We start from the raw sequence: 12,706 nt of genomic DNA, 5'->3' as shown, positions 1-12,706 counted from the left end.
CACCGAGATCACCTAATTATTGGGGCGGTGTTCACGTCCCGCTCCCGGTGCACAACCAGCGGAGACAGATCTGACCTGGCGGTACGTCACCGCGCCAACGCCCCGAATCCGTAGGGCGGCATGCTCCGCTCGCCGTGGTACCTGGTCCCGCATTGACACAATGCGGCAATGGAAGTCAGCGTCCTCAATGAGGTCGATCGGACCCGACGGTGGTGGCATGCGCTACGGCTCGCTCTGGTCCTACTGTGGCTCCTCGCGGCAGTCACGGCCTGGTGGACGGCTCCCCGGCAACAGAGCTACGAAAAGGTGCGAGCCGACTCCGCCGCCGGCCACGTAGTGGCGTACCAGTGGGGTGACCACTGGGGTGCCAACGATCCAGGGCACTGGTTCGGAGCTCCCGTCCTACAGCAGGGCTCCGGCCAGCCTGGTCCCCTCTTCGCGTGGAAGACCTCCGATGGCCGGGTGCACTGGACCGACACCACCACCTTCGACCAGGTAGCCGTCACCGACGCCGTCGCCGTCGAGAGCTACTCCGGGGTGGGAGCTGTCGGCATCGCGCAAAACCTGCGCGACGCCGGGATCGACCACCGAGCCATCCTCGCCTCCCAGCGGACGCCCGTCGTCACGGGGATCGTCGTCCTGCTCGCCGCGATCGCTCTTGGCGTCGTGATCGTCGGCCCAACTCCACATCTGGGCACTCGATGGTTCTGGTTTTGGCTGCTCTTCTTCACCCCGCAGGGTCTCGGCCTGTTGTACTGGTTGGCCCGGGAGCATCCGTGGGCGCGGCCGACCGCTGATCCCGCCGCCCCCGGTGGCGGCGATCGGCGAGACCGCGGCGCGCTTGGCTTCGCTATCGGCATCATCGTGGCCATCGTGTACAGCGCCGTCCTGCTGATCCTCCATCGAACGCTCGGCGACTGGTGGGTGCCAAGTCCTGGCGCCTAACGTCCGGTCGGCGATGGCATCTCGCCGGGAAGCCCGCATCCCCACGAACGGCATCGACAAAGGGCTACGCCGGCCCGCCACACCGACGGCTGGCACGACATGCACCTCCACTCCCGCCTCGACATCGACCGGTGAACGTGAGCCGGCTGAACTGCACGACAGCAGGCCTTGGGATGCCGGCCACGTGAGAGGCCGCAGCAGCGGTCAGCACGTGCGTAGGGAGGTGATCGCATCGATCGGCGTCACGCCATCCTCGCCCGCTGCGTGACGACGATACAACCGAGAGCGACGGCCGCGGTCAGCGGCATGGCGACGTTGAGCGGCTCTCCCAAGATCAGGGATGCCCATAGCAGTGTCAGCATGGGCTGGGCGAGTTGCAGCTGACTCGCCCGGGTGACCCCGATGAGGCCCATACCGCCGTACCAGAGCACGAAGCCGCCGAACTGCGAAACGCCCGCGATGTATGCCATCCCGACGAGCGCCTCGACAGTCAGGCGAACCGGCTCGTGCGGGAGTGCGACCACGCAGACGGCGAGGCTGACCGGCCCGGCGAGCACGACGCCCCATGCGATGACCTGCCAGCCGGGCATCCGGACCGAGAGCCTGCCGCCTTCGACATAGCCAGCAGCGCAGACCACCAGCCCACCGAGTAGGTAGAGATCGGCAATCGTCGGTTGGCCATGGTTTTGCGAGATGGTGAACGCCATGACGGTGGCCGCGCCGATGGATGCTGCCGTCCAGAACATCAGAGACGGACGGCGGCCGGTACGCAGAGCAGAGATCGCCGCGGTGGCCAGCGGCATCGCCCCGACGACAACGGCTGAGTGCGCGGTGGTCGATGTCTGCAGCGCAAGGGTGGTCAGCAGGGGGAAGCCGATCACGCAGCCGACCGCCACCACGGTGAGGGCATGCCAGTCACCACGGGTCGGCAACGGCACGCGCGCCACGATCAGCGCGGTGAGTGCGACAGCGGCGGCCAGCACTCCGCGAACCCCGGTGGCGCTCCATGGCCCGAATCCGTCAAGCACCCAGAGTGTCGCCGGAAGACTGAAGGAGAAACTCAGCACGCCGAGGGAGGCGAACAACGTACCGCTCGACAGTGGCGGTATCCGAATTTCGGTGATAGCGCTATTCTCTACCCTCATGAAGGATGATAGCAGTTTCCGAACCCTTGCGAATGCGATGGCGGAGGAGATAGAGGCGCTACCCGAAGGCACTCGCATCGCGACCCATCGAGAGTTGGTGAAACGGTTCTCGGCCAGCGGGACCACCGTCTCCGCGGCACTGGCCCTCCTTACCCAGCGCGGACTCATCGTGTCTCGCCCAGGCGCAGGGACGTACCGCACCGCCGACCGCCGGGTGACCCCCACCGGGGACACGTCCTGGCAAGAATCGGCCCTCGACGCTGCGGGTCCCCATGCATCGCCGGTCGGCAGCCAGCGGGACTTCAAGGCACATGCCTGGATGGGAACACTGTTGACGCCAGACCCGGACATCGTCGATCTCAGCGGCGGCTACCTCCACCCCGGGCTACAGCCGTTGGATGCCCTGGCAACGGCGTTGTCCCGTGCCGCGAAACGCGCGCAGGCATGGGACCGCCCGCCCGCCGCTGGCCTGCCCGAACTGCGCGACTGGTTCGCCGCCGACATCGGGGGTGGCCTCGGACGACACGACATACTCCTGTGCGCGGCGGGGCAGAGCGCGCTCGCCACGACGATGCGCGCACTCGCCCAGCCAGGTGAGCCGGTCATCATCGAGTCGCCGACCTACCAGGGCACCATCGCCGCCGCCCAGGCCGCCGGTCTAAGACCGGTGCCGGTTCCCCTCGACACCGATGGCCTGCGCTCGGATCATCTCGACCAAGCCCTCACCCGTACGCGAGCCCGGGTCATCATCGTCCAGCCGCTGTTCCAGAACCCCACCGGGGCGAGCCTGTCGATGGCCCGCCAACACGAGATCAAAGCCATCGCCCGCCGCCACTGCGCTTTCGTCGTCGAAGACGATTTCGCCCGACACATGACCCACGACGACGCCGATCCCACACCCCCTCCGATGATTTCCCACGACCCGGACGGCACTGTCGTCCACATCAGATCTTTGACGAAGGTGACATCACCGAACCTGCGCGTCGGCGCGATCGCAGCCCGGGGCCAGGTCCTTGCCCGCCTACGATCGGCACACCTCATCGACACCCTTATCGTTCCCGCCCCGTTGCAGCTCACCGCCCTGGAGGTGGTGACCTCCAGCGGATGGCGGCGAACTCTCAAGGCACTCGGCGTCGCCCTGACGCACCGCCGCACGGTGGCCACCGAAGCCGTCACGGCCACGTTCGGCGACCACGCTCTCGCCCTGCGCCCCCGCGGCGGCTACCACCTGTGGGTCTCGCTCCCCGCCCACCTCGACGAACAGCAACTCACGGCCGCTGCCCTCGCGAAGGGCGTCGCCGTCACACCGGGCACGAACTATTACGTCACGGACAGCAACCCGACGCGGATACGTATCAGCTACGCGGCGGCGCCATCAGCTTCCGATGTCGCGGACGCGATCCGCCGACTCGCACCACTGATCATCGAGCCGTGAACTCCCGTTCCCACACCACCAGCGCCCTCGCAGGACCGGCACAGCGGCGGTTGGGCTACGGATGGTCTCGTCGACGGTGAAGGACGGCCTCGCCGGTCACGCCACTGCGGGAAGGATGACCTGCTCCAGCACCGCGAGCGGGGTCCGCCACTGGTCGGGATCGTCGTAGTTGCCAGCGGTGACGGCCACGGTAAGGTCCAGGTCAGGTAGGACGTACAGGCGCTGTCCACCATTGCCCATGCCGGCTACCAGCTGTGGGTCCTTGGTGGATTCGACATACCACTGGTAGCCGTACTGCCCGCCCCAGGTGGTCTGTAGTCGCGGCTGGAGCATCGTATGGATCCAGCCGGCCGGGACAAGCGGTTGACTGTCCCAGGCTCCATTGGCCAGCACCAGCTCGCCGAGCCGGGCTAGGTTGCGGGGCGCAAGTCGCAGCCCGGAGGCTGGAGAGGCCACTCCGTCTGCGCCGGCCATCCACTCGAATTGGTCGATACCCAGCGGCGTGAACAGCATGGCCTGACCGTACTGCGGCAGCGACAATCCGGTGCCGTCGGTGATCAGTTGGCCGAGCAGGGCCGTGGCACCACCGCAGTACGTCCATCGGGTGCCGGGCGGCTCGAGGATCGGCCGCTCCAGGATGTATCGGTACCGGTCTGGTGCCAGCTCCATCGCGATCTCGGCGTTGGCCGGGCTGTTGTACGGGAGGTCTTCGCTCCATTCCAGCCCCAAGGACATCGTCAGCGCGTGCGCGACGGTGAGCCGGGCACGCTGGGGATCAGCGGCCAGATCGGGGTACTGCGGGAACCGTGGCACGAGCGGCTCCTCCGGCGGCGGGACCAGCCCGTCGCCGAGTGCGATGCCGTACAACAGCGCGGTGACGCTCTTGGTGACCGACCGGATGTCGTGCAGCGTCTCGGGCCCGAATTCGACGATGCCCCGAGAGTCGCTCCAGGCGAAGTCCTCGCCGGTCCCGTAGTACTCCAGCAAGGTCTGGCCACCGCGAACCGCCACGACGGCGTGCAGGCCGCCGAGCTGGCCAGCTTGCAGCAACTCGTCGAGACGGTCACGCAACTGCTTCATTACGGGCACCTCCGCAAAAGGGATGTCGACCAACGGAGCGTCCGTTATACCGGAATTTTCGCCTTGGCGACCAGCCCAGCCACCGCCCCGACAACCCGGGGACCCAGGAGACCACGCCCGCCGTCACGGCAGTCGGCCTACCACCATGCCCAGAACCGATCCACAATGGTCAAACGCCATTGGTGCCGCCGGGCCGAAGATGCCGGCCTTCACCCGACAACCGCGCCGACAACCGCACCTGGCCGTCACCGCCGCCGGCTACGTCGCGGTCAACCTCTCCGACGGCGGGGCGCAGCTCGGCGAGGAGCTTCTCCACCCGGGTACGGATGTCGTCACGGATCGGGCGGACGGCGTCGACGCCCTTGCCGGCAGGGTCGTCGAGCTTCCAGTCCTCGTAGCGCTTGCCGGGAAAGACGGGGCAGGCGTCGCCGCAGCCCATGGTGACGATCACGTCCGAGGACTCCGCGGTGGCGTACTCGAAGAGTTTGGGGGTTTGGTCGGTGATATCGATGCCGACCTCCCGCATCGCCTCGACGGCGGCCGGGTTGACGGTCTTCGCGGGTGCGCTGCCGGCGGAGCGGACCTCGACGGTGTCGCCGGCGAGGTGGCGCAGCCATCCGGCGGCCATCTGGGAACGGCCGGCGTTGTGGACGCAGACGAACAGGACGCTGGGCTTGTCGGACATCACGAGCCTTTCATGCAGTGCGGATTGCGGGACCGGTTGACCGGAGCCTCGTCGGAGATCGCGGGCAGGTGCGGGTCGGGGAGGCTGTTGTGGCCGAGCGCCGGGCCGCTGTCGTGGGAGGGGCACGACCACGTGGTCGGCGGCCTGCCCGGCGTCGGGGTAGAGCGCGGCCAGGAGACCGACGCCGACGGCGAGTCCGACGAGTTGGGCGAGGACGAACCCGGGTACGGAGCTGGGGGCGATGCCAGCGAAGGTATCGGTGAACGCGCGGCCGACGGTGACGGCCGGGTTGGCGAACGAGGTCGACGAGGTGAACCAGTACGCGGCGCCGATGTAGGCGCCGACGGCGGCGGGAGCGATCGGGGCGCGGCCGGAGCGAGCGAGGGCGAAAATGATCAGGATCAGGCCGGCGGTGGCGACGACCTCGCCGAGCCACAGGTGCCCGGCGGCGCGGTCCTTGCCGGAGAGGTCGACGGCGGCGAGGTCGAACATCAGGTTCGCCAGCACCGAACCGGCGATCGCACCGAGCACCTGCGCCACGACGTAGCCGCCCAGGTCGCGGGCGGTGAGGCCGGTGCCGGTGCGGCGGCCGAGGAACCAGTCGGCGATGGAGACGACGGGGTTGAAGTGCGCGCCGGATACCGGCCCGAAGATCAGGATCAGCGTGCCGAGGGCGAAGGCGGTGGCGATCGAGTTCTGCAGCAGCTGCAGGCCGACGTCGGCCGGGGAGAGGGTGGCGGCCATGATGCCGGAGCCGACCACGGCGGTAACCAGCAGGGCGGTGCCGGTGAACTCGGCCAGCAGGCGCCGCCACAGGGTGGGGGTCATCGGTCTGTTCTCTCCCATGGGGTTGCTGTCCCGGAGGTCGGGCAGGTCGGCTGCGCGAGCAGCCGCCGCTGGGTCGACGGCGCACAGCTGGAGCTCGCCGCGTTCAGCTCGATGGTGACGGGCGGAGCCGGCTACTTAGACATGCCTCTAGGTTGACTTCCTTCTAACCACCGTGCAACTCTCTGATTTGACAGACGTCAAGACAGAGTGAGGCGGGTACAGGATCATGACGGCTGGCGGCAGCTACGGCCCCACCGGCCTGACCGGGCGCGCGGTTGTCGCCGTACGGCCGATGGCCGCGACGGACACCGACCACCCCCCTGATTCGACAGTTGCCAACAGAGGAGTTGCCTGATGCGCACCCTGGACACCCTTCCGGTCGTGGTGATCGGCGCCGGCCCCGTCGGCCTGTCCGCCGCCGCCCACCTGCACGAGCGCGGCCTGCCGTTCCTCGTCCTGGAAGCCGGCGACACCGCTGGCGCGGCGGTGCGCCAGTGGGGCCACGTGCGGGTGTTCTCCCCGTGGCGGTACGACATCGACCCCGCCGCCCGGCGGCTGCTCGAGGACGCCGACTGGGTCGCCCCCGACCTCGACGCCCTGCCCACCGGCGCCGAACTGTCCGCCGAGTACCTCCAGCCCCTCGCCGAGCTGCCGCAGCTCAAGCCGCACCTGCGCTACGGCGCCCGGGTCGAGGCGATCAGCCGCCTCGGCCTGGACCGGTTGCGTACCGCCGGCCGCGACACGACGCCGTTCCTCGTCCGTCTCGCCGACGGCGAGGAGATGCTCGCCCGCGCGGTCATCGACGCCTCCGGCACCTGGGGCACCCCGAACGTCCTCGGGGCATCCGGCCTGCCCGCCCATGGTGAGGCCGACGCCAGGGCGTACCTGGAGCACGCCCTGCCCGACGTACTCGGGGCCGACCGCGACCGGTTCGCCGGCCGGCACACCCTCGTCGTCGGCGCCGGTCATTCCGCCGCGAATACCCTGCTCTCCCTCGCCGACCTCGCCATCGAACAGTCGGGTACCGAGGTGACCTGGGCGATCCGCACCGCCTCCCCGTCGCGTGCCTACGGCGGTGGCGACGCCGACGCCCTCCCCGCCCGCGGGGCGCTGGGCTCCCGGCTGCGGGCCCACGTGGACGCCGGCCAGATCCGGCTGCTCACCGGCTTCTCCGTACACGCCCTCACCCCCACCGACAGCCGGGTGACCGTCGTGGTGCGCCACGGCGACGGCAGCGAGGAGTCGCTCACCGTGGACCGGATCGTCGCCGCCACCGGCTTCCGCCCCGACCACTGCATCGCCGCCGAGCTGCGCCTGGACCTCGACCCAGTCATGGGCGCCACCCGCGCCCTCGCCCCGCTCATCGACCCCAACGAGCACTCCTGCGGCACCGTCCCCCCGCACGGCGTCGACGAACTCACCCACCCCGAAGTGGGCTACTACGCCGTGGGGATGAAGAGCTACGGGCGCGCGCCGACGTTCCTGATGGCCACCGGATACGAGCAGGCCCGCTCCGTCGTGGCCGCCCTCGCCGGCGACTGGGCTGCCGCCCGTGACGTCCAGCTCGACCTGCCCGAGACCGGTGTGTGCAACAGCAACCCCGCCGACCCGCCGGCCGGCGGCTGCTGATGCCCACCGCTACGACCGTGCCCGCTGACCCCACCGTCGGCGGGCACCACGGCTGGCGGGTCGTCACCGCCCTCGCCATCACCTCCACCATCGGCTACGGCACCCTCTACTACGCCTACCCGGTGTTACTGACGCCGATGGCCACCAGCATCGGCTCGTCCACCGCCGCCGTCACCGGCGCGCTCACCGCCTCCGTCCTTACCAGCGCCCTCATGGCCATCCCCGTCGGCCGGTGGCTCGACCACCACGGCGGTCGCGCGCTCATGACCACCGGCTCGATCATCGCCACCGCGCTGCTGATCGCTTGGTCCCAGGTCCACACCATCGGCCAGCTCTACGCTGTCATGATCGGCATCGGCGCCTGCGGCGCGATGGTGCTCTACGAACCCGCCTTCGCCGTCATCGTCTCCTTGTTCACTCCCGACCGGCGCGCCACCGCCCTCCTCGCGGTCACCATCGTGGCCGGGTTCGCCAGCGCCGTCTTCATGCCCCTGACCGGTCTGCTGACAGAACACCTCGGCTGGCGCGGCGCGCTGCTCGTCCTCGCCGCTATCCACGGCACGGTGACCGTGCCGCTGCACGCTATGACAGTCCGTAAGCCCCGACCGACAGGTACCGCACCGGCCGGCCCAGTCCGACGCGCGCACCCCGGACGACGGGCGGTCGTCCACGCCGCGATGCGCGACTCACGCTTCTGGATCCTGACCGCGACCTTCACCGCCCACGGTCTCGCCACCAGCACCATGACCGTGCACCTCATCGGCTATCTGATCAGCCGTGGGCACCCCGCCACTTTCGCGGCCACCGCCACCGGCCTGCTCGGCGTCCTCTCCGTCACCGGCAGGCTCGTCCTCACCGCCGCCCGCCGCCACCTGCGTGTGAGCACCGTCGTGGCCGCCGTCTACGCCACCCAGGCCGCCGCCGTACTCGCCATGCCCCTGCTCGCCGCCACCCGCACCGGCGCGATCATCAGCGTGATCGGCTTCGGACTCGGCTTCGGCATCACCAGCCTCGCCACCCCCGCCCTGCTCACCGAGCAGTACGGCACCACCGCCTACGCCACCATCGCCGGACGCCTCGCCGCCCCCGTCACCGTCGCCAAAGCCACCGGCCCTCTCGCTGCCGCCGCGCTTCTGCACATCAGCGTCGGCTACGCACCCCTGCTCGTCGGCGTGGCTACCTGCTGCGCGCTCGCCGCCATCGGCGTCACCGCCCGAGCGAAGGTCCTCGCTGCCGCCAACCAGCAGGACGATTCCCTCGGCCTGGTCGGCATCACTGATGTCGGCAGAGACGGGGGCACCGGAGGCGACCGTGGCCGGACCAACTGAGGAGGTGTCGACGGCAAAGGTCACCGTCGCACCCCCGCAGGCACAATGTGCGTCGACCCGGGTGTACGGCACCTGAGCCCGAAGCGTCGCGGTTGGCCATCTCGGCCGCAGCCCGCGCCTGCTCGACGGTGTTGAGGAGCCCGAGCTCATTGACGGTGATCCCGAGGCGATCTTGGGCATCGCGTTGCAGGCTGTTACACCGCCACGAGTGAAGCCTGCCGGCCTCGAACCCGACGACTTCGAAGCAACGCCGCCGTACGGCGGTCTCTGTTCGGGCCTGCTGGACGTGGGCGTTCCAATCGTCAGTAGTCACTGACGTGGTTCACCCAGTCCGGCAACTGCGCGGACGGAAGGAACACCGTGAGGTCTCCGACCGTCTGGGTCGCCGTGCCCCGCACCTCATATGGGCTTCCGGCGCTGATCGGGGTGCCGTCGGATAGCAGTCCATGGAGCAGTTCCACGGTAACGGCATCCACCCGGCCGTGGAGACGGGCGGTGTGCATCAGGGCGAGCAAACTCTGTCTGCGGGTCTCCGGATGCGGAGAGCGTAGCCCCCGGGCAACCCTGGGCAGGACCGCGTCGGTGTCCGGGTTGTTGTGAACCAAGGCAATCAGCGCGGCCCCGACGTGCTCCTCTCCACGGTCGAAGGCCGCGTCGACATCTGCGGGCCTCCGACAACGGTTGAGGTTGCTGCCTTGCTGCCAGTCCAGGTCAATGGGCTCGACCTCGTCGCCCTCCCAGTCGCCCGCCGCCACATAGATCACTCGTCGAGTATCAGCCAGCTGGTCGGTCGCCGCAAAGCAGTACCCAGATCAGGAGTTGAGCTCGCTCCACTGTGCCTGTGTCGGCAGGCCACCACAATTCAACCGGTGGGCGACCTCGGTTTTCATGGCTGCGTCCAGCGTCTCGGGTAGATCCTCGAATGAGGCGGGTAGGACATCGAGCAGGGAAAAGACTTGCTGACCGTCTCGCACCGTCAATAGCAACATGCACCGCCAGTGTGGCGAAGACTCAGGTCGGTGCCCTGCCCGGTGCACCAGCACCGGCCACAGATAGTGCACCGCTGCCGGATCGGCGAACTCCACCAACCATCCTGCCCCGTGATTGCGGTTCAGCCCGCACTCGATCGCCTCGGCGTCCAGGCGGATCAACTCCGAAGTATCGACCGCCTTGACCGTACGGGGAAGACCTGAGCTCATCGCGAGAGTTTTCCACACCACACGAGCCGCCCACCCCCGATCTCGACCGGCCGCTCCCACCAAGACGTTGCCAGTCCGAACCGCGTTCACATGTCGTAGCCCAGCACAAATCCGCCGGCCGAACCAGCAACTCACCGTGGCTGACCGATAGACCGGTTCCCGGCCCCGCGATGACACCAGCCCGCCGAGGGCCACGCGAACCGGCACGGCCAGGCTCCTTGCGGGTGTGTGTGCGCCGGGCGCTGACGCCCTAAGCGGTGCTGGTGTCCCCGGCAGCGGCGTGCAGGACAGCACCTGCCACACAGCTGCCCGTCGGGGCTACGGGGCACTATCGTTCTGGCGTGCACATCCGTTTTGACGTCCCGGCCGATCCCGCCTACCCGAGCCGGGTGGCCGCTGCGCTCACCATTGATCAGCTACGCAAGTACTTGTACCTCGGCGCGGCGCTGGCAGCGACGGGGATGGCCGGCCTCGCCGTAGCGCGGAGCCTCGGGTGGGGCGACCAGATCCAGCCGCTGTGGCTGACGATGCTCACGGGTGGCCTGCTGGCGATGCTGTACTGGCCGTGGGTCCGGCTGCGCGCCCGGCGTCGGTCCAGTGGCTACGCTGTCGAGGGCGCCTATGAGATTACGGACGACAACATTCTGATGCGCAGCGGCTCGCAGTCCAGCGGCATCGCCTGGGACGGGGTCGATCAGGTGAAGGACACCCCCGAGTTCTGGATCCTGTACGTCGGTCAGATGCCGGCAACCGTAATCCCCCGTCGGTTGATGTCTGCCGAGGACGCCGAGACGCTACGCGCCTACCTGACCGAACGCGGGCTGCTTCAGGTCCGATAGATCGCATTCGGGGACGAAGCCGGCGAGCCGACCATGTCACAGTAGGTGTCGTTTGGGTTTCGCTTCCGCTCACCGCCGTCAGCGCCTACCTGCGCACCGGCTCGGGGCGCCCGCGGCGCTGCGCCCATCCAACTCCCTGCGAGCAGCAAGGGGTTCGCGTCGCCGAGGATCAGGTCGTGCTACAACTCGCCGTCGGCCTACACGTGCAGCATGTTGTCGCGTGGCTCGTCAGCCACCAGGCCACCGCCACGGCGTCACCCCGCAACCGCACCTCTGCTGTCGAGCACCGTGGGGCTGCACTGCGGAACCGAAGCCCTCTCAGCCGAGAGATTCCAGGCACATCGAATAGGTGACTCTGGCCAATCGGGCGGGCCAGGCCGGGCGTGGTGAGCAGAGGCCCAATCACCGCCATGGGATCGACGATGGATCGTATGCTACCGTAGCCGCGTTGCAGTTTTGATTTCCGTAGACGTTTTTCGGCTCCTGATGAGGCATCTGAAACCCAAGCCAGGCGCCTTTCGTGTCGTTTCGACGCGGGTAATCAACGCGGCGGCGGAAGGGAACCCGCACAGTGCGGTTTCTGACAGCCTGCGAAGGAGCAGACATGACTACAGGTACCGTGAAGTGGTTCAACGCCGACAAGGGCTTCGGCTTCATCACCCCGGACGGCGGCGGCGCCGACGTCTTCGCCCACTTCTCCGCGATCGCGACGAGCGGCTTCCGCAGCCTCGACGAGAACCAGAAGGTGGAGTTCGACATCACCCAGGGCCAGAAGGGCCCGCAGGCGGAGAACATCCGCCCGCTTTGATCCACATTCTGTAGACGGCGGCCCGACTGGTTCAGCGGGCCGCCGTTCGGCATTTCATGCGCATACCACGGCAATCGCGGAGATGCCTGATCGACAGAAGGCCGGCCAGCTCGGCTTTGACGCCAGGTCGAGGCATAGCACCGTGCGACTGGGCGCATTGCGACTCATCCAAGGCCAAAGTCGAGGCCAAGCCCGACGAGAGCGCCGCGGACCGGTCACACCGGCCGAACACGCCGGCCGAGGCGGTCGGCCACGACGGCAGCGGTCACCGCGGCCGGCACCGCTGTCGGTGTCCGCGCGAATCCACGGACGGCTTGCCCCTCACTTCCAGGGTTATCTGGTAGTTCACGTGGACCTCCTCGGCGAGAGCTGGGCCGCAGTAGCGTGGGAAGAAGTGCCAATACCACGCGGCGCCGTCATCGATCATGCCTCTAGCGACGTCGACGGGCTGCTCATGGTCCAGCAATGCAACGAGACGCCGATCCGCCTGGACCACCTTGAAGATACAATCCACAACGTCCGTGTATGCAATCATCCTCTCATTTGAGAAGAAGCCGGACAAAATACTCCTAAGGCCGATGAAGTTGTAGTACTCATCGAGATCACCTTGATATGACTTCTCACATTCGGCCACGAACCCGACCCACCGTGATACAAGCTCATCAACCGTGGGAACGACCAGCCCACCCACCGACTCACCCAGCCCGCGTCCGCCGCGGACTTCGGCGACTGCGCGCCAACAGCCTCTCCCCGCCAGTGCGCCAGTTTACTGGTGCCGCGGAACG

The 12,706-nt window shown here is 68.2% G+C and carries 12 protein-coding genes; 6 read left to right on the top strand and 6 right to left on the bottom strand.

Annotation, left to right across the window (positions count from 1 at the left end; genetic code table 11):
- The first annotated feature begins 168 nt into the window (after positions 1-168).
- Entirely contained in the window at positions 169-945 is a 777-nt protein-coding gene (locus tag STROP_RS03235; protein WP_011904551.1) for a hypothetical protein, read from the top strand.
- 242 nt (positions 946-1,187) lie between these two features.
- Here the strand turns inward: STROP_RS03235 and STROP_RS03230 are convergent, their stop codons facing one another.
- Positions 1,188-2,090, bottom strand: coding sequence for a DMT family transporter (locus STROP_RS03230; protein ID WP_011904550.1), 903 nt, complete (start codon positions 2,088-2,090; stop codon positions 1,188-1,190).
- A 37-nt stretch (positions 2,091-2,127) separates the two neighbouring features.
- Between STROP_RS03230 and STROP_RS03225 the strand changes: the two genes are divergently transcribed.
- Positions 2,128-3,525 (top strand): aminotransferase-like domain-containing protein, encoded by a 1,398-nt coding sequence (locus STROP_RS03225; protein ID WP_018833466.1) that lies wholly within the window; start codon positions 2,128-2,130, stop codon positions 3,523-3,525.
- Between the two features lie 96 nt (positions 3,526-3,621).
- On the opposite strand, the gene STROP_RS03220 is transcribed toward STROP_RS03225, so the two are convergent.
- Both STROP_RS03220 and STROP_RS03215 read right to left on the bottom strand, forming a co-directional pair.
- The gene (locus tag STROP_RS03220) at positions 3,622-4,605 is read right to left on the bottom strand and encodes a serine hydrolase domain-containing protein (RefSeq protein ID WP_011904548.1); all 984 of its coding nucleotides are present in this window, start codon (positions 4,603-4,605) and stop codon (positions 3,622-3,624) included.
- 169 nt (positions 4,606-4,774) lie between these two features.
- Entirely contained in the window at positions 4,775-6,118 is a 1,344-nt protein-coding gene (locus STROP_RS03215; RefSeq protein ID WP_043535171.1) for an aquaporin, read from the bottom strand.
- Between the two features lie 354 nt (positions 6,119-6,472).
- Between STROP_RS03215 and STROP_RS03210 the strand changes: the two genes are divergently transcribed.
- Complete coding sequence (locus STROP_RS03210) at positions 6,473-7,747, top strand: FAD-dependent oxidoreductase (protein WP_011904546.1); 1,275 nt, start codon at positions 6,473-6,475, stop codon at positions 7,745-7,747.
- On the top strand, positions 7,747-9,075 hold the full coding sequence (locus STROP_RS03205; protein ID WP_011904545.1) for an MFS transporter: 1,329 nt from the start codon (positions 7,747-7,749) through the stop codon (positions 9,073-9,075). Before STROP_RS03210 ends, STROP_RS03205 begins: the two co-directional genes overlap by 1 nt.
- A gap of 302 nt (positions 9,076-9,377) precedes the next feature.
- Here STROP_RS03205 and STROP_RS03200 read toward each other — a convergent pair whose 3' ends face one another.
- Entirely contained in the window at positions 9,378-9,839 is a 462-nt protein-coding gene (locus STROP_RS03200; RefSeq protein WP_011904543.1) for a hypothetical protein, read from the bottom strand.
- A gap of 48 nt (positions 9,840-9,887) precedes the next feature.
- On the bottom strand, positions 9,888-10,274 hold the full coding sequence (locus STROP_RS03195; RefSeq protein ID WP_018831419.1) for a hypothetical protein: 387 nt from the start codon (positions 10,272-10,274) through the stop codon (positions 9,888-9,890).
- Positions 10,275-10,615: 341 nt separating this feature from the next.
- Here STROP_RS03195 and STROP_RS03190 point away from each other — a divergent pair, with 341 nt between their 5' ends.
- Both STROP_RS03190 and STROP_RS03185 read left to right on the top strand, forming a co-directional pair.
- Positions 10,616-11,113, top strand: a complete 498-nt coding sequence (locus STROP_RS03190; protein ID WP_026275392.1) for a YcxB family protein — start codon at positions 10,616-10,618, stop codon at positions 11,111-11,113.
- Positions 11,114-11,717: 604 nt separating this feature from the next.
- Positions 11,718-11,921, top strand: a complete 204-nt coding sequence (locus tag STROP_RS03185; RefSeq protein ID WP_011904541.1) for a cold-shock protein — start codon at positions 11,718-11,720, stop codon at positions 11,919-11,921.
- Positions 11,922-12,186: 265 nt separating this feature from the next.
- On the opposite strand, the gene STROP_RS03180 is transcribed toward STROP_RS03185, so the two are convergent.
- Positions 12,187-12,612, bottom strand: coding sequence for a hypothetical protein (locus STROP_RS03180; protein ID WP_011904540.1), 426 nt, complete (start codon positions 12,610-12,612; stop codon positions 12,187-12,189).
- Positions 12,613-12,706: the final 94 nt, after the last annotated feature.

The sequence above is a fragment of the Salinispora tropica CNB-440 genome, from assembly GCF_000016425.1.
Classification (GTDB): Bacteria; Actinomycetota; Actinomycetes; order Mycobacteriales; family Micromonosporaceae; genus Micromonospora; species Micromonospora tropica.
This window is presented reverse-complemented; position numbering and strand designations above follow the sequence as displayed.

Coding starts and splice junctions, on each gene's coding strand:
- STROP_RS03235 (WP_011904551.1), top strand. CDS start 169: ATGGAAGTCAGCGTCCTCAATGAGGTCGATCGGACCCGACGGTGGTGG.
- STROP_RS03230 (WP_011904550.1), bottom strand. CDS start 2,090: ATGAGGGTAGAGAATAGCGCTATCACCGAAATTCGGATACCGCCACTG.
- STROP_RS03225 (WP_018833466.1), top strand. CDS start 2,128: ATGGCGGAGGAGATAGAGGCGCTACCCGAAGGCACTCGCATCGCGACC.
- STROP_RS03220 (WP_011904548.1), bottom strand. CDS start 4,605: ATGAAGCAGTTGCGTGACCGTCTCGACGAGTTGCTGCAAGCTGGCCAG.
- STROP_RS03215 (WP_043535171.1), bottom strand. CDS start 6,118: ATGACCCCCACCCTGTGGCGGCGCCTGCTGGCCGAGTTCACCGGCACC.
- STROP_RS03210 (WP_011904546.1), top strand. CDS start 6,473: ATGCGCACCCTGGACACCCTTCCGGTCGTGGTGATCGGCGCCGGCCCC.
- STROP_RS03205 (WP_011904545.1), top strand. CDS start 7,747: ATGCCCACCGCTACGACCGTGCCCGCTGACCCCACCGTCGGCGGGCAC.
- STROP_RS03195 (WP_018831419.1), bottom strand. CDS start 10,274: ATGAGCTCAGGTCTTCCCCGTACGGTCAAGGCGGTCGATACTTCGGAG.
- STROP_RS03185 (WP_011904541.1), top strand. CDS start 11,718: ATGACTACAGGTACCGTGAAGTGGTTCAACGCCGACAAGGGCTTCGGC.